Consider the following 18591-nt stretch of genomic DNA (forward strand, 5'->3'; position numbering starts at 1 on the left):
GCTTTACGATTTAACGGACTCCTCCGTCTTATGTCTGTCGCACTGGGTCAGTCCCTGGTCTGCTCTCAAGGCATCCGACACTTTGGTCCAGTTGTTCGCTTGATCCAGAATAAATTTATACAGGGTCTTCATGTTCGCCTGCCTCAGCCCACGGTAATCGGCCAGCGGGCCTAGCCCTTCCTTCCAATGTGCCAGTTTGAACTGAAGACGGGCTTGCTGCTGTGCGTAATCCGGGTCTCCGAACAGGTTTCGCTCCTCATAAGGGTCGTTGCGGAGATCGTAGAGCTCTCCTTCCACGAGCGGCTGATCAAAGAATGCAGAATATTTCAGATAATGGTCCCCGTACAGCTTCTCGTGAATGGATTCCTGCTCCGGATATACCGTCAGCTTGAAGTCATGGTCTCGAATCATAAGTGCAGGCTCGACGTGGATGGAGCCACAGAAGTACTGGCTGTGTGCTTCGGTCCGGTGGACCGTGCGCTCTCCCCGGCAGACCGGCAAGAGGCTCATGCCTTGAACCTCTTCCGGAATCTCAATACCGGCTGCGTCCAGTACGGTCGGCAGCAGGTCAATGATCTCGGCAAACGTATCCAGGCGAAGGCCGGAATTATAATTCTTCGGCAGCTTGACCAGCAGCGGGATGCGGACAACCGGCTCATACATATGGCCCCATTTCTCGATAAAGCCGTGCTCTCCCATCATCGATCCGTGGTCGGAGGTGAAAATAATGAGCGCATCGTCATACAACTCAAGCTCCTTCAGGCGGTCAATTACTTTGCCGATGCGGTCATCCACATGGGTTACAAGACCGTAGTAACTGGCCAAGCTCTTCCGGTAATCCTCTTCGTTCAACTTGTCAAAGCCGCGGACCTTGTGGAAATAACGCTGCGTAATCGGCTTGTCAGCCAACGTGCGCCCGGCATTCTGAGGCAGCGGCAGCTCCTTCGGATTGTACATTTCCGAATAAGGCCTCGTCGGCATGTACGGCGTATGCGGATCCAGAAGCGACAGGTAATGGAAGATTGGTTTCTCATCGGACTGAATACGGTCCATTCGCTGAATGTAGTCCGCAGTCAGGCGAGAGCACGAGGTCTGATCGGGGTGCGTAGGGCTCTCGCCGTGAATGACTAACGGAATATCACCCTCATTCTTCTTGAAAGTGGCGTTCTTGCGGACCTCTGGGTCCTGAATGCCGAGGAAGCTGGTGTACGGGTCCGGATATCCAAACTTAAATTCATCAAAGCCGCATTCCTCCGGAGTCCGGTGGACATGCAGCTTGCCGTACATCGTCGTGGTATAGCCGTTCTTGCGAAGCAGGTCAGGCAGAGGCTTCTCATCCTCTACCATCCGCATAGCATTGTCCAGCACACCGTTGCTGAGCGGATTGCGTCCTGTCATCATGCTGGCTCTCGCAGGCACACACATCGGACAGTTCGTATAGGCATTCTCAAATATGACGGAATCCTGGGCTAGCTCGTCAAGATGAGGAGTCTGAACTACAGAATTCCCCATAAATCCCAAGCTGTCCGCCCTGAGCTCATCGCACATCAGAAAGAATACATGCGGTCTGGCATTTGTCGTCAATGGAATCACTCCTTTAATTATGATAGATCTTCAACGATAACGGACGTATAAATTAACCATACTCGACATTTTATATATAGTCAATAAATTTATAAATAAATTATGATTCTGAATCTCTACATAATCAGTTGACATTTGAAAACGCTTTTATTATTATATATATGTATTATTGTTTTATATTTAGATTTACTGGAAATGAAGTCAGACAACGTTCTTTCTGTGCCTATGCCGAGAAAGCCAGCAACAACGGAGCTGTTCATGGTTCCGCACAACATTACGAGATGGGTGCTGTATTATAACAACTCCAATATCGAGGACCCTGTGTTTACAAGATCGCAGGAACGAATTTATAATATGATGAATGTTGACCAAAGCATGCCGACCCATGCGAATACGGTCACCTTCAAGATCAATCCTCTTGCCTTATGAATGGACAAAACGGCATGAATATCCAGGGAGGCTGGGTGCTGCCTTGGGCGGCGGACAAGGAGAAGTTCCCGCGGGACTGAAAGCTTGAGTTAGCTCAGCTTCCGGTGGACAGCGGGGAGATGACCAAGACCTAGAGCAGTGTAAACGATTTCGGCATCTCGGCGACCTCGGCAAATCCTGAACTTGCACTGGACATTGCCGCAGAGTTGAGCAGGCTGATTCAGAACATCAAGTCCCGGGGGGGACAAAACGATTCAGGAGAAGTAAGATACACACAGATACCCTATCCAGTGCGGCTTTTTGCACTGGATAGAGGTCTTTATGCCATGACTTCAGAGAAGAGGTGAGATGGAAGGTGCGATTTGCCAGGCTGAAGAAATTAAAGAACATTTCACTATTTTACAAATACCTAATTTCCTATGCCTTGTTGTTGATCCTTCCTGTTATCGTCATCGGACTTTTTGTGAATCATTTTATTGTTTCCACGCTTCAAACGCAGGTGCAGCAGACGAACCGGGCAATGCTTGAGCAGGTTAGGGACACAATGGATGAACAATTGGCCGAGATGAGGAATATTGCCGTTCAACTATCCGTGCAGCGTGAATTTGATCCCGAGAGGCTGAGCAGTAATTATTCCATTTATGAGGCAAAGGACAAAATCAGCTTGTATGCGGAAGCCAATGCCTTCTTCTCGGAGGTAGTGTATAAAGCCAGAAATCAAGACATGCTGATCTCTTCCAAAAGTACGTATCTTTCCGTCGTGTTCTATAACATGTTTCTGAGCCAGCACCTGACCTATGATCAATACTTGCGGCTGCTGGAGTCGGATGTGCCCACGGTAAATGCTGCAAACGCCAGCCAGTCTCTGGAGGCGTATCGCTCGGATCGTTATTTAAGCTATGCCGTTCCTGTCCCGGCATTCGGTTCCACCAGCAAGAACAAGGGAACGCTGTTATTTCTGATCAAGGAGAAGAAGGTCAAGCAAATGTTCTCGTCCTTCTTGCCTTATCGCAAGAGCAATGTGTATCTTATAGATGGCCAGGGACAGTTGGTAGCTTCTCTTGTCGATACTGGAAGTGTGCCGGACGGCCTGTTAGACGTGAAATCGGAAAGCAGTGAAATCCGAAAGTTAGATGGAGATCAATACTATGTTTCCAAGGTGATCTCGACTTCTTCCGGCTGGACCTATGTGACGGTTGTTTCGGAAACCGAGCTGATGAAGCCCATAGAACAGATGCAACTGAAGGCCGGAATTGCGCTGGCACTCATACTTGTTGTCGGCTCCAGTATCATTTATATCAATATGAACGTTCACTATCATCCGCTTCGCAAGCTGATTGATGTGGTGGACAGCAAGCTTCATCTTGCAAATGTTAAAAGCCCTTCCGGCGGCCTGGAGAAGCTTCGCTCTGCCTTCGATTATATGAGCGACCGCAGCCACACGCTGGAATCGCAGGTAGAGCGCGGACGCCCAGCAATGCGACAGCAACTGCTGAACCAACTGCTGTCGGGACAGATCCGGGAGTGGTCCGAGTTCCAGGAGCTGGGGGCCCCCCTCGGCATAACTCTGCAGACCGACCAGTACCGGGTGGTCTGTATCCAGGCCCATCCGGGCGGAGAATTGAGCTTGATTCGGGATCAGCTTCCCGCTTTATGGAGGTCTGTAGTGCCGGACTTCATCGAGCTGTATTCCATTGATACGATTCAGCCCGAGCAGTGGATATGGATCCAGTCCTGTCCGCCGGAATCCGGCGGCGGCGAAAGCTGGTACGAGTGGCATCAGAAGTTGAAGGAGTCGACCGGCCTTACTTGGACTATCGGGGTCGGGGAGGCAGTAGAGGATTTGACGCTGTTGCCGAAGTCTTACATCAGTGCAACGACGGCGCTGCAATATCGGCTTATTCTAGGGAATGATCGTGTAATTCTGCCGCATCAACTGAATCAGGAGCATCAAAAGCTGCCGGTTTATTCCGCGCAGCAGTTCCAGACGTTGCCCATGCTCCTGCGTGACCATGATACTGACAAGGTGAAGCAGCATATCAAGCAGCTGCTGGAACACATTCATAGCAGCAGCTCATCGCTGCTGTCGGCAAAGTACATTTATTTTGATCTCATTAATACGCAGGTTAAGGCAGCAGCCGAGGCCGGTGCGGAGAGAGGCATGTCTGTAGAGTATCCTGACGTGATCGCATTAACCTCATGCACCTCCTATCAGCAAATGGATGAGATTGTCTGGAACACGTTTGAACAAATCCGGCCGTTGTTGATGAAGGAAGCTCCAGTTGAGCAGGACCGCATTCTGCTGCAGGAGATGATTGAGCTTCTGCAAGAGAAATATGCCGATCCGCAGTTCAGCATCCAGAGCATGTCCAGCTATTTCTCTCAGTCCATCTCCTCACTGTCGCGTTATTTCAAAGAGCAGACCGGCCAGACGATATCGGAGCATCTTCATGCCATACGGATCAACAAAGCAAAAAGGCTGCTGATCGACACCGACTTGTCGATCGCGATAATCGTGCAAAAAATCGGCTACAGTGATCCTTCGAGCTTTATCCGCAAATTTAAAGCCGAGGTTCAACTGACGCCGGGAGAGTACCGGAAACGGCTGCAGCAGAATGAGGACAAGAAGTGAAGCAGGCTGCTCCAAGAAAGCCCGGAAACCCTTGCTATATAAGGGTTTCCGGGCTTTATATATTTCGCATATCGCTCTGAATTTGGCTGATTGCGCACTTTATAAGGTGGTTGGTATTATAAATTGGATTACGGTGAAAGCGCTTGAAACCACAATCAACATTTTGAAAGAAAGGGAGGGAAAGCTTTGCTGAAGCAATGGAAAAGGCACTATGAACTATACTTACTGCTGCTTCCTACACTGATTTATTTCGCCATTTTTGAATATGGCCCCATTTACGGCTTGCAAATTGCCTTTAAGAAATTCCTGCCTTTCAAGGGGATTGCAGACAGCCCCTGGGTCGGATTCGAGAACTTCCAGCGGTTTTTTGAGAATTACAAGTTCTGGGAAATCCTCTTGAACACGCTGACAATCAGCTTATATGAGCTGGCGTTATTCCCGATTCCGGTCATTCTCGCGCTGCTAATTAACCAGTTGACGAGCCGGCGCTTCAAGAAGCTGGTCCAGACCGTAACGTATGCGCCCCATTTTATCTCCACTGTGGTCATTGTTGGGATGCTATATTTGTTCCTGTCGCCTACCAGTGGTGTCATCAACCATATGCTGATGGGCCTTGGTATTGAAAGCCAATATTTCATGGCAAAGGCTGAATGGTTCGCATCCATCTTCGTCTGGTCCGGCGTGTGGCAGAACGCGGGCTGGGGCACAATTATATACCTGGCGGCGCTAACCGCAATCAGCCCGGAGCTGCATGAATCCGCTGTCGTAGACGGCGCCAGCAAATTAAAGCGCATTCTTCATATTGATTTGCCGGGCATCATGCCTACGGTCATTATCCTGCTTATTCTGAATATCGGCAGCTTTATGTCCGTCGGCTTCGAGAAGGTGTATCTGATGCAGAATCCGCTTAACATCAACTCGGCGGAAATCATTCAAACGTATGTGTACAAGAGTGGCTTGCTCAATGCACAGTACAGCTACTCGGCAGCGATCGGGATGATTAACTCTGTCGTGAACTGTATCCTGCTTATCGTTGTCAATCTGATCGCCAAACGCTTCGGCAAAGCGAGTCTGTGGTAGGAGGGAAAAGAGATGGACGTATTAAACAAAAGCAAGTCCGATAAGCTGTTTGATTGGTTTAATGTGCTGCTGTTCTGCGGTATCCTGTTTGTGGTTATTTATCCGCTGTATTTCATTATCGTAGCATCCGTCAGCGATCCGGATCTGGTCAATTCCGGACAAATTCGCTTTCTGCCAAAGGATGTCACCTGGATCGGCTATGAACGAATATTCAACGATGATGAGATCTGGCGGGGGTATTCGAACTCTATATTTTATACCTTCTTCGGGACGCTGTTCCGTGTCAGCCTGATCATCACTGGCGGCTATGCCTTGTCGCGCAAGGATCTTCCGTTCTCCGGTGTCCTGATGATTCTGATCCTGTTTACGATGTTCTTCAACGGAGGTCTGATTCCGACGTACTTGCTGGTGAAGGAGCTCGGTATGGTCAACACCGTCTGGGCTATGATCGTTCCCGGTGCGGTCAGTGTGTATCAGCTCATTATTGTCAGAACCTTTTTCCAGAACACGATTCCTGGAGAAATGCTGGAGGCAGCGATGGTGGACGGCTGCGGCAACTTCAAGTTTTTCATAAGAATGGTTATTCCATTGTCTCTGCCGATTATTGCGGTCATGGTGCTGTTTAATGCGGTGGCGCTGTGGAACTCCTATTTCCAGGCCCTGATTTATCTGAATGATGCAAGCCTGCATCCGCTGCAAATTATTCTCCGCAAAATTCTGATTGTCAGCGAAGCACAGCTGGATATGATCGATAGTTCCAACGACGCTGTGGAGGAGCAAAAGGTCGCTGGCCTTGTGAAATACGGCATGGTCGTAGTAGCGAGCCTGCCGGTGCTCGTATTGTATCCTTTCCTGCAGCGTTATTTTGTCAAAGGTGTCATGATCGGCTCCGTTAAAGGCTAACAGAGCTTCATGCATATAAAAGCAGTATTAGAACTTATACCCTGGGAGGTCATGAAATGAAAAACAAGAAATTGTCTGCAAGCTTGAGCGCCATACTGGCTGCAGTGCTGTTGTTGAGCGGCTGTACAAGCTCCGACAGCAATCCATCAGCTTCAGAGAACGACAACGGCAAGCCGGCAGATACAACGGAAATTCAGTTTCCCCTGGAGAAGCCGGTCAAGCTTGAAATTCTGGCAAGCACAGCGCCGCAGGTTAAGAAGAACTACAACGAAATGCAGATGTTCAAAGAACTGAACGAGATGACCAACGTTGAAGTGGAATGGACACAGGTCGGCTGGGAGCAGCTGGTAGAGAAGAAAAATATCGTCATTGCAAGCGGCGACCTTCCGGACGCATTCTACGGACGGGCAGTCCTGCTGGATCAGGAAATTGTGAAGCTGGGCAGCCAGGGGGCCATTATCCCGCTGGAGGACCTTATCGAGCAGCATGCGCCTAACCTGAAGAAGGTGTTCGAGCAGCGCCCTGATTTCAAAACGATGCTGACTGCGACGGACGGCCATATTTACTCCCTGCCAACATTTGTGGAGCGGGATTTCAACGAAATTGGCTCGGTGCTGTTCATAAACAAAAAGTGGCTGGACCAGCTCGGTCTGTCTGTCCCGACGACCACTGACGAATTTTATGAGGTACTGAAGGCTTTCAAGGAGAAGGACCCGAACGGTAACGGCAAAGCAGACGAGGTTCCATTCTCCTTCCTGTTCAACAATGCACAGAACGGCTCGAATGCTCTTGCGGGATCCTTTGGAATCAAGCAAGACGATCCGAGAAACAACTTGTATCTGGATAACGGGGTCGTAAAATATGCACCAGAGCAGCCGGGCTACAAGGCATATCTGGAATACCTGAACAAGCTTTTTAAGGAAAAACTTGTGGATCAGGAAGTGTTCACGCATGACCAGAACACATATTTGACAAAGGTTAGAAGCAATGACGTTCCGATCGGCGCGTTCTTCGGTTTCTCACAAAGAAGCATCTTCGGCAACCTGAACGAGGATTATGTGCCTGTTCTTTCACTGAAAGGACCGGATGGCGAGCAGGGGTGGCTGCGGATGCCGGCCGCGGTGAGCAAGGGCTCTTTTGCAATCACAGCCGCGAACGAGCATCCGGAAGTGACGATGAAGTGGATGGATGCGATGTATGAAGAAATGCTGAGCTTCCAATTCGAGATCGGCCCGGTTGGCTTGACGGTGAAGGAAAATCCGGATGGTACATTCGACAAAATGCCGATTCCAGACGGCATGAACTCGGGTGACTTCAAGCACTCGGAAGCTCCGGGTAACGGTGCAACCGTCATTGTGCTACAGGATATGGTAGACCGCCTCATCGATGAGCAGGCCGATGAGAAGCGTGAATACTACGAAATGTATGATCCGTTTGCGTCCAAGGAAGTCATTCTGGATAAGCTGTGGTCCCTGGAGGACGGCGAGAAGCTGGCTGCGATCAACCTGGACTTAAACGGCAAAAACGGATACTACGCAAGCACCTTCGCCAAGTTTGTCATGAATGGCTTTACCCAGGCCGATTGGGACAATCATCTGGCACAGCTGAAGAAGCTGAATGTGGACGAATACGTAGCGCTGTACCAAAAATATTACGACGCAACGAACGGGAAGTAAATCTTTTGATTGAGCTGGACCTGGATCTGATCCAGGTCTAGCTTTCTTCTAAATTATGTATTGTAATGAAAGGGGCAAATGACATGAGTACGGATACGATCGCAAAGTTTCAACCTGTCAGGCTGGGAGAGGCAAAATTAACCGGTGGCTTCTGGGGAAACCGGGTGGATGATTACATGCACGTCATCAAGAGCATGGAAAGCTCCCTGATGAACCCGGACAATGCTGCGCGCCTGATCAATTTTGGCATTGCTGCGGGGGAGATTGAAGGAAAGTTCCACGACAATGATTGGTCAGATGGCGATTGCTACAAATTTATTGAAGGATGTGCCAATCAGTATGCAGTGTCCAAAGACCCGCAAATTTTGGAGATTCTGGACAAATACATTCCATGGATCGAAGCCTCTCAGGAGCAGGACGGATATATTAACACCCAAATCCTGCTGACAGACAAGGAGCGTTGGAAGCACCCGTCGCACCACGAGTTGTACAACATCGGCCATTTGTTTACAGCAGCTTGTTCGCTGCATGAAGCTGCAGGGGATGACCGTTTGCTTCAGGTTGCGGTACGCTGCGCAGATTATTTGTGCACGGTATTTATGCCGCTGAATGCGGAACTGGGCGACTTCTGCTTCAACCCGAGCCAGATTATGGGGCTCGTGGATCTGTACCGTCTGACCGGTACCCAGCGTTATCTGGAGCTGGCGGACATATTTGTTACCATGCGCGGCACCAAGCTGGGCAACGGAGACCAGAATCAGAATCGTTTGGCTCTGCGCGAGGAATATAAGCCAGTTGGCCATGCTGTAACGGCTTCTTACCTCTACGCCGGGGCAGCGGACGTTTACGCACATACTCAGGACGAGACTCTGTTGACCGCACTGGAGAGAATCTGGAATGACATGATCAGCCGGAGAATTTATATCACGGGCGGAGTATGCCCGATCTATGAAGGTGTGTCAGAACGGGGGGACCGGGTTCAGGAGGCATTCGGAGATGAGTTTAACCTGCCGAACCGTATTGCTTATAACGAAACCTGTGCCAATATCGCTGCCGCCATGTGGGCGCACCGGATGCTGCATGTGACGAATAAAGCTGTTTACGGTGACTGGATGGAAAGCATTCTGTACAATGCCGGCATCTCCGGAGGAAGCTTGGATATGACCCGGTACTTCTACGCGAATCCGCTGACGCATCGGGTTCACGAGCGCATTAAGCCGACTTTCCGCCAATACGCGCATGCGCCTAATGAACGGTTTGTCACCTTCGGATGCTGGTGCTGTCCACCGCAGCTGTGGAGAACCCTGACCGGCATGCCGAAATGGATCTACTCCACATCTGAACAGGGCGTAGCGATTAACCTGTTCGCAGGCTGCGAACTAAACTCCCAGCTGGCAAACGGAGCGCCGGTGAAGCTTCGCATGGAGACGCACTATCCATGGGACCAGGAAGTGAAGATTTATATTGACCAGGCGCCTTCAGAGGGCATGAAGCTCTCCTTCCGAATTCCTGCATGGTGCACGGATGCGACCTGCAACGGCCAGCCGATTCAAAGCGGCATTCATGAAGTGACGGTTCAGGTCGGGGAGGAAATTACGATTATGTTGCCGATGAAGGCACAACTGTATCAGGCGAATCCGATGGTAGAGCAAGCTAACGGAATGGTTGCTGTAAAGCGCGGACCGGTAGTATATTGCCTGGAGGGCTGTGATATCTCTGGCGAAGCAACACTGGATGAGCTTGCACTTCCTATAAACTCCACCTTCCAGGAGGTGCCGATTGCCGAGCTGCCTTATCATATGGTAGGCTTGCAGACAGAGATGGTCATCCGGCCGAAGGGCGATGCGCTGTATCATCCGCTAGTGCAGGATCAGAACAAGACCGTGACGGTCAGACTGATCCCGTATTTCTCCTGGGCGAACCGGGAAGAAAGTGACATGAGCGTCTGGTTCCCGAGAGCGTGATGGTTTCATACTAATCCTGTAACGAGGCTGCTCCCGCAAGATTCTGATATCTGGGGAGCGGCCCTTTTTTCTGCTTGCAAATGCCCATCAAAGGCACGTTATCCCCCTCTGCCGAATCTCACCTATCGGGGGGTTAGAGCTTGAAAGGCTTGATATATCAAGCTTTTTGACACTTCGCCGTTTCGCATATGCCTCCAATTTTGGCTGATTGCAATAAGCCTGCCTTCTCTGCTATTGTGAATCACACAACGAGATGTAAGCGCTTCATGTATGACGAGGGTCATGGTAGTCAAACAAACATTTTTGGGAGGTTGTACACATGAGAAAGAAATGGCTGGTCCCCTGTGTAAGTGCAATGGCAACGATGGCGCTATTCATCAGCGGGTGTTCGGAAGGCGGCGGCACACCGACGGCTTCAGAGAATCCAAAAGCTTCGGCGGAGGCACCGTCTGCAGGTACGGAGGACAAATTCAAGTTCCCACTGGAGAAACCGATCAAGCTGAAAATTTTTGCGAATACGGCGCCGCAGGTCAAGAAGGACTATAACGACATGCAGATGTTCAAAGAGCTGAACGAGATGACCAACGTGGAAGTGGAATGGACTCAGGTCGGATGGGAGCATCTGGCCGAGAAGAAGAACATCATTATCGCGAGCGGCGACTTGCCGGATGTATTTTACGGACGGGCTGTGCTGCTGGATCAGGAGATCGTCAAGTTGGGCAGCCAGGGTGCATTGATTCCGCTGGAGGGAATGATAGAGCAGTATGCACCGAACCTTCAGAAGGTGTTTGAACAGCGCCCTGAGTTCAAGAAGATGCTTACAGCACCGGATGGCCATATTTACACGCTACCGACCTTGGTGGAAAGAGATTTCAACGAAATCGGTTCCGTTCTGTACATCAACAAAAAGTGGCTGGATCAGCTCGGCCTGTCCGTTCCTGAAACGATTGATGATTTCTACAATGTACTGAAAGCGTTTAAAGAGAAGGATCCGAACGGAAACGGCAAGCCGGATGAGATTCCATTCTCCTTCCTCTTCAATAATGCTCAGAACGGGGCTAATTCTCTGGCAGGCTCTTTTGGCATCAAGCTGGATGATCCGCGCAACAACCTGTACGTGGACAATGGCACCGTTAAATATGCGCCGGAGCAGCCGGAGTACGAGAACTACATGCAGTATATGAACAAGCTGTTCAAGGAGAAGCTGATTGACCCGGAGGTCTTTACTCATGACCAGAACACGTACCTGACGAAGGTGCGCAGTGAGGATGTGCCGATCGGATCGTTCTTCACCTACTCCAACCAAGGGGTATTCGGTTCGATCAATGAGGATTATGTTCCAGTGCTGCCGCTGAAGGGAGCTAATGGCGAGCAAGGCTGGCTCCGTATGCCGGTATCGCTCAGCAAGGGAGCATTCGCAATTACGTCAAAAAACAAACACCCAGAAGTGACGCTGAAGTGGATGGATACAATGTATGAAGAAAAGCTGAGCTTCCAGTTAGAGGTAGGCCCAATTGGCCTGACCGTGAAGGAGAATCCGGACGGTACTTTTGACAAGCAGCCGGTTCCGGAGGGTATGAACTCTGGTGACTTTAAGCACTCGGAGGCACCGGGCAACGGCGCTACCGTGATGGTGCTGAAGAATATGGTAGATCGGCTGATTGATGATCAGGCGGACGAGAAGCGCGAGCATTATAAGATGTATATGCCATTTGCATCCACCGAGCTCATTCACGACATGCTGTGGTCGCTGGAAGACGGCGAGACGCTCGCCGCCATCAACCTGGACCTGAATGGCAAGAACGGCTATTATGCCAGCACCTTTGCCAAATTCGTCATGAATGGTTTCACCGATGCAGATTGGGATAATCACCTGGCCCAACTGAAGAAGCTGAGAGTGGAAGAGTATGTAGCCCTGTATCAGAAATACTATGATTCCTCGAAATAAGCATTAGTTTAGAATCAAGAAGCCATATCTTTGGCGGGGAGAGGGTAAACTCCTTTATTTGCAAAGATGCGGCTTTTTCTCAACCGCTGATTGTAGATAGAACAGGGAATAGAGTGCCATAAGTTCACAAAATGTAAACGTTTTTCTAAGGAGGCCGACATGAAAAGATTATTGTCCTTATTTTTGAGCCTGAGTCTCATTGCAGCACTGGTGGTTCCTCCTGCTCCGCTGCAAGCCGCCATGATTGCGGATGCGCAGCAGTTAGTGGAGTTCCTCCGCACCAAGCTGGATGTAGGCGGGGATGCTTCCAAGATCAAAACGGCTGACGGTAACATGACAGCGCAGGTCAGCACCCCGGTTACGATTAACGAGACGTTTAACGTACCGGTCGGTGTGAAGCTGCAGCTGTTCGTGAAGATGGGCATTCAGGAAGAAATTACGGTAGACGGGAAGCTGCAGGACAGCCGAGCTCTTGAATTTCGCCGGGATGGTGTTGTTGGCACCGGCATCGGCTCGGTGCTGCTGAATTCGGGGAGCAGCTACTACCAGCAAGGCATTGAGGTCGTGGGAGCGGACGGCGTTCTGCAGCCAGGGGCTGATTCCAGCGTGAGGCTGCTGGCAAACAGCCAGCTTTACGTAACCTCCGGGACGGTCACAGTGGCGGCCGGCAAGACGGTGACGTCAGATATGTTCAAGAGGATTGAGGTTGCAGAGGGAGCAAAATTCGATGTTAAAGGAGTAATCAATAATGATGTTGTCGTTGTAACGCCTGTCCCTACGGGATCGGATCAAGCGGTAGACAAGGCCGCGCTGGTCCAGGCGATCTCCGGAGCGTTTGCCAACAAGGACGCCACGGCAGTTAGCGTGGATGGTACAGATGTGCCATCGTCCGGAAAATGGGTTACATCATCGGCTGCGGATGCCTTAATAACAGCCATCCAATCTGCCATCGAGGTCAGGGATGATGCCGCGGCCACCCAGAGTCAGGTCACGGAAGCGGAGGCTTCCCTGGCAGCAGCAGTCCAGGTATTTGATGCTGCTAAGCAGGATGGCACCCGTACGGGCCTGCCTGCGGAGATTAAGACCGCACAGGATCTTACGGACTGGCTCAGAAATGTGACCGTGAATGACACGCTGGTGAAGTTGAGTGGAAATACTGTGGAGCTGTATGAATCAATTGCGATTACCGAGCCGCTGTCCATTCCGGCGGGCGTGAAGCTGCAAAGCTTTGCCAACATGACCGTGAATGCGGCAGTGACCGTGTCGGGCACCGTTCAGGACAGCCGCACACCGGACAAGCGAGGAGCAGGGCTTGCTGGCAACGGTTCCGGTGCCGTGGTGTTCCGCACGGGAAGCAGCTACTATCAGCAAGGCACCGAGGTGGTGGGTCCGAACGGTATATTCAAGCTGGGTGCAGATTCGAGTGTAGAGATGCGGGGGAATCACCATCTGCGTATCACTTCCGGCATTGTAACCCTGGCCAAGCCGGTTATGACGTCCGTGGTGCAGCGGATTACAGTAGCCTCAGAGGCCATATTTAACGCCTCGGCCTCCAATATTGGAGCCGGTGTTGACTATACGCCGGTTAGCGCTATCCTTGTAAGGCTGAATGAGCTGATCCAGCTGGCTGAGGCCAATATATCCTCCACGCCGGTCAGCGTGAACGGTGCCGGACTTACGTCAGATCAATACTGGGTAACGGCAGCGCATCAAGATGTATTCGCCCAGAATATTGAAGACGCGGTCATGACGAAGAACAACAGCTCGGCTACGGAGAGCGACTATCAGACTGCAGCCGCAGCGCTGGAGGCTGCAGCTCAAGCCTTTAACGATGCGAAGCAGCCAGGTGCGGTGCTGGCCGAGGAGATTGCGACGGCGGATGAGCTGCTGGAGGCAATGAACGGTCTGAACGGAGGCGCAGAGTCTGTGGCAAGACGCTTGGCTGACGAAAGAGTAGGTGAGAAGACGTTCCATGTCGTGGAAGTGTTCAAGCCGGTTACTGTTACGAAAAAACTGACCGTGCCCTCTAATGTGCGGCTGAAATTCACGGCCCAAATGACGGTTCATGCAGTCATTCAGGTAAAGGGGCAGCTGCAGGACTTCCGCGATGAAGGCTTCATTATCGGCAATGGCATTGTCGGAGCTAGCGGTATTGGGTCCGCGGTGTTCGAGCCAGGCAGTGCCATGTACATCAAGGGCAAGGGAGAGACGATCGGTGACACCGGGATGCTTCGGGTAGAGCCAAATTCCAAGCTGAGCATGTATGCGAAGAATCGCATGGAGATCACAACAGGTAAAGCGACCGTCCTGAAGCCGCTCATTACGTCGCTGACGACGGAACTGAGCGTACAGTCAGGTGCGGAGCTTACGGTGATCGGCTCCATTCCGAAGGAGATTGCCGTTCAATCCAGCGGAACCTACATTGATGCCAGCACTACGAATACCGAGTCCAAGCTTGGTATGGTTGGCGACTCGGCTGAATCCTCGGATGAAGCTGCTCTGGCGGCTGATATCCAGGACGGGCGCATCTATCTGACGGTGAAGTCGATGGAGCAGAAGAAGGTGACCGTGACCGTGAAGGCAGCGGATGGCCGGACGGCGACGATTGAAGCTGATCTGAAGAACGGGGGCATTGTGTCGAAGAGTATTTTGAAATACGGCGCACTGTCCGCGGCAGAGCTAAAGGCACGCATTCAGTCCAAAATCAGCGAGCTCGAAGCCCTGATCCTAAAAGCGCAGGCCCGCCAGCTTGATACAGAGCGGGAGAAGGGGGCGGTCTGGTTCGCGAAAGAATATGACAAATATGCCGACTGGGATGAGAAGAATATTGATGTGAACAAGAAGATGTTCGGGGTTATTCCATCCTCAAGCCCGGGTGGCAAGTCACCGGAGGAGCTGGCGCTGGAACTGCCGGAGTTCCAGCGTACGGAAGTCATCGCGCTGCTGGATACGTCAATTGCCGAGCTGACAGCGGTGCTGGACGGAACGGTCGTGCGGAGGCCGGTGCGGCTCGTGGATTGGGACGGCATTGAGCTGCAGGGAAGTAATTTCTACAGCGAGGGCAAGCCTGTATTCCTGCACGACTATTTCTCCAAGCCACTTGATGTGTCGAAAGACAACGCGACCCTGTACAACGACTATCTCGGCAAAATAGATCTGCCCAAATCCATCAATCCGAGCTTTGTAAGCGACGAAAATGGTACGCCGACTGCAGACAAGTACGGCGATTTACAGAACCGTCCGAGCAACAACATGGGCTATACCATCTTGTGGCATAATTCCGCTCCCGCTTGGGCCACCAGTAAGCACGGGGAGACGCTCCGTGACGGCATTACAAGCTTTACGAAATACGACATTAATCACCCGGAGATCCGTTCGATCTGGAGTAATGTGCTGAAGCAGACCGGACCAATCACGAGCGGAAAGCCTTACACGGAGCTGGGATATCTGCTGGCGAACGAGCCGCACTGGTTCCTGGAGAAAGGCCACTGGGCAACACCTAAAAAAGTAAATGGCCAAGAGGGTATTTCCGACATTGCCTTGCAGCAATTCGCAGCATGGCTGCAGGAGCGCCATCAGACGATCAGTGACCTGAATGCACTGTGGGGAACGAGCTATGCAAGCTTTGATGTGGCTTCGCGGAGCGTCATTCCACTGGATAAGAAGTATAAAGGAACACCGATCGGATACGATGTCAGCTTGTTCAATATGGAGCGGGGAACGGAATGGCTGCGCTTCCTGCATGAGCAGGTGAAGAAAAATGATCCAGAAGCAAACACGCATATCAAAATTATGCCGGACCTGTTCGTTGGGGACAACCGGACACATGGCATCGACTTTGAGAAGCTCACGGAAATGGTCGATATCATCGGCGACGATGCGAAGACCCGGAAGGAGAACTTCAAGTCAACCGGACAAGCGGAGGATTGGAAGGAGCATTACTCCTATATGTGGAAAGAGCTGGCCATGTCCTACGACTTTATGTCCTCGGTCAGCCCGGAGAAGGCCCATATAAACTCAGAGGTGCATTTCCTGTCTACCGTCGCTTACCGGGATCTGTATATGAAGCCGGAATATGTACGCAACACATACTGGCTTGCCACGCTGCTCGGTATGGATGCAGGCTTTACATGGTTCTGGGGACGAAATCCGGATGGCTCGATTGAGAATCGTCTGATGACCACCTCGGTGCAGGGGCTGCTGGAGTCATATCCGGGAACCGTTGCTCAGCAGCCACGGGTAGCGAATGAGCTGAGCAAGACGATGATGGACCTGAACGCTTTCTCCGAGGAGATTGTGAAGTTCCAGGAGCAGCGCAAGCCAGTGCGAATCTTCTACTCCGAAACTGCGGCAATCAATGATACGCATTATATGGAGGATCAATTTGAGCTGTACGAAGCCCTGTTCTTCAGCGGTGTGCCGGTCGGGTTTGTGACCGCAAGCATACTGGAGAAGCAGCCGCATTCCAACTGGGATGCCGTGGTGATCCGCAAGACCGAGGAAGTCACTGACGCTGAATTTGCCGCGCTGCAGTCTTATTTGAATCAGGGAGGAACGGTCATTACAGATGCCGGCAGCTTGAAGGCGACCGAGTACAAGAAGCCGCGCACAGCCGCATTAACCCAAGGAAGCGGTGTGCTTCTCAAGCCGGTGGACGAATCAGCTGTAAACATGGCAGAGCAGGCGTTTGGCGTGCTTGAGCAGAAAGACAGCCTGTCTCCGGTCAACCTGATGGAGACCAACGGATCGAGTCAGCGCGGGGCTATGTGGCGTGTAGTACCGTATGGCGACGACCGATATATGATGACGATTGTGAACCTTGGCAAGCATGGGGCTTCGCTGAAGGCAGCGATGGCCGACAACCAATCATTCATAGTGACAGACATGATGACAGGCCAAAGCCTCGGTACGTCCTGGACACTGAAGCCGGAAGGAGTCATGCTACTGGAGCTTCAGGCGGTACCAGCAGGAGGCGGAAGTCCGGCCCCGGACAATAGCGGATCGGTAAAACAGCCTTCCGCTCCAGTTAAAGTGACAGCGGACACCATTAAGAACGGTGTCGCGCGCTCCAAGCTCTCTGGCAGCCTGCTGCAAAGTGCAGTGGAACAGGCTGTAAACGGCACGGTGCGTATTCAGGTAGAGGTGCCGGCAGCCGTGAATGAAATACAGCTGCAGCTTCCCGCTTCAAGCGTGAGTGCTGCAGGTAAGGCGCAGATCAAAAAGCTGACGATCGACACCGGCCTCGCTGTCGTCACGATCCCGCTGTCCATGCTGCAGAAGGACTTGGGCTCTAACGCCCAAAATGTAGAGATCACGGTGAAGAAGACCTCCGTGAAGCTGGACAGCGAGAAGACACGGGCCGTGGTAAAAGACAATCCCGTCTATGACTTCACACTGTCCGTAGACGGGACGGCGATCAGCCATTTCGGCAACGGACATACTGTGGAGCTGCAGCTGCCTTATACGCTGAAGGCTGGCGCGAAGCCGAAGCACATTGTTGCCTATTACATTAACGACAAGAGCGAGCTGGAGGTGGTTAAGAACAGCCGCTATGACGAGAAGGCAGGAATGCTTATATTCCATGTGAAGCATTTCAGCTACTATACAGTAGCTGCAGCAAGCGTCAGCTTCAAGGACCTGGCGACTGTTCCATGGGCTGAGGAGAGCATTCTGTCTCTGGCAGCGCGGGACATCGTGCAGGGTACTGGCGCTGGAGCCTTCCAGCCAGTGCAGCAAGTGAGCCGCGCCCAGTTTGTTCAAATGCTTGTCAACGCCTTTGAGCTTGGCTCTGGCGAGCCTGCGGTCTCTACTTTCAAAGACGTGGAACAGGGAGCATGGTACAGCGGGGCGCTCGGCACAGCACAGGCGCTTGGAATCATTTCCGGCAAGCCGGATGGCAACTTCGGTGTTCATGACTCTATAACGAGACAGGAAATGGCGGTCATGGTGCATCGCTTGCTGGAAGCAGAGCGTATTTCACTGCCTGCAGGCACAGGCTCTTTACAAGCCTTCAAGGATGAACAGCTGATATCCGGCTATGCTGCAGCCAGCGTAAAGGCTTTGCAGACCTCCGGCTTGCTGCAGGGCTCGAGCAACGGACGATTTGGTCCGAAGGATCTCACCACGCGGGCCCAGGCAGCTGTGCTGCTGGAGCGTCTGCTTGAGCTTCTATAAATAAGGTATTAAACCGTATTTGCAAGGCACAGGGAACCAACACAAATCAAAGGAAAGAAGCCGCTCTTGAACAGAGCGTGCTTCTTTTCCTGCATGCCCTAAAGCTACTACATTAATAATTTTAGAAAATACAAAAAATGTATTTACTTAACAACTCATGTAAAATAATATAAATGTGAAATTAAATTTTAAATTTAAACG

The 18591-nt window shown here is 51.5% G+C and carries 9 protein-coding genes; 8 read left to right on the forward strand and 1 reads right to left on the reverse strand.

Translation table 11 applies throughout. The annotated features are described in order from the left end of the window. Positions 1–3: 3 nt before the first annotated feature. Complete coding sequence (locus AC0VYE_RS10745; RefSeq protein ID WP_475447785.1) at positions 4–1593, reverse strand: sulfatase family protein; 1590 nt, start codon at positions 1591–1593, stop codon at positions 4–6. 186 nt (positions 1594–1779) lie between these two features. Between AC0VYE_RS10745 and AC0VYE_RS10750 the strand changes: the two genes are divergently transcribed. The 8 genes from AC0VYE_RS10750 to AC0VYE_RS10785 all read left to right on the forward strand — a co-directional run bounded on the left by AC0VYE_RS10750 (position 1780) and on the right by AC0VYE_RS10785 (position 18390). Continuing rightward, positions 1780–2013 carry a hypothetical protein gene (locus tag AC0VYE_RS10750; protein WP_475447787.1) on the forward strand — a complete coding sequence of 78 codons (234 nt, stop codon included), beginning with the start codon at positions 1780–1782 and terminating at the stop codon, positions 2011–2013. A 355-nt stretch (positions 2014–2368) separates the two neighbouring features. After that, the gene (locus AC0VYE_RS10755) at positions 2369–4645 is read left to right on the forward strand and encodes a helix-turn-helix domain-containing protein (protein WP_475447789.1); all 2277 of its coding nucleotides are present in this window, start codon (positions 2369–2371) and stop codon (positions 4643–4645) included. 186 nt (positions 4646–4831) lie between these two features. Next, positions 4832–5725 (forward strand): ABC transporter permease, encoded by an 894-nt coding sequence (locus AC0VYE_RS10760; protein WP_475447791.1) that lies wholly within the window; start codon positions 4832–4834, stop codon positions 5723–5725. A gap of 12 nt (positions 5726–5737) precedes the next feature. After that, positions 5738–6628 carry a carbohydrate ABC transporter permease gene (locus AC0VYE_RS10765; protein ID WP_475447793.1) on the forward strand — a complete coding sequence of 297 codons (891 nt, stop codon included), beginning with the start codon at positions 5738–5740 and terminating at the stop codon, positions 6626–6628. 56 nt (positions 6629–6684) lie between these two features. Then, positions 6685–8304, forward strand: coding sequence for an extracellular solute-binding protein (locus AC0VYE_RS10770; RefSeq protein WP_475447795.1), 1620 nt, complete (start codon positions 6685–6687; stop codon positions 8302–8304). 83 nt (positions 8305–8387) lie between these two features. Then, positions 8388–10268 carry a glycoside hydrolase family 127 protein gene (locus tag AC0VYE_RS10775; protein ID WP_475447797.1) on the forward strand — a complete coding sequence of 627 codons (1881 nt, stop codon included), beginning with the start codon at positions 8388–8390 and terminating at the stop codon, positions 10266–10268. Positions 10269–10587: 319 nt separating this feature from the next. Next, entirely contained in the window at positions 10588–12216 is a 1629-nt protein-coding gene (locus AC0VYE_RS10780; protein WP_475447799.1) for an extracellular solute-binding protein, read from the forward strand. A gap of 159 nt (positions 12217–12375) precedes the next feature. Continuing rightward, the gene (locus AC0VYE_RS10785) at positions 12376–18390 is read left to right on the forward strand and encodes an S-layer homology domain-containing protein (protein WP_475447801.1); all 6015 of its coding nucleotides are present in this window, start codon (positions 12376–12378) and stop codon (positions 18388–18390) included. Positions 18391–18591 lie beyond the last annotated feature (201 nt).

The sequence above is a fragment of the Pristimantibacillus sp. Z349TD_6 genome (genome assembly GCF_056173205.1).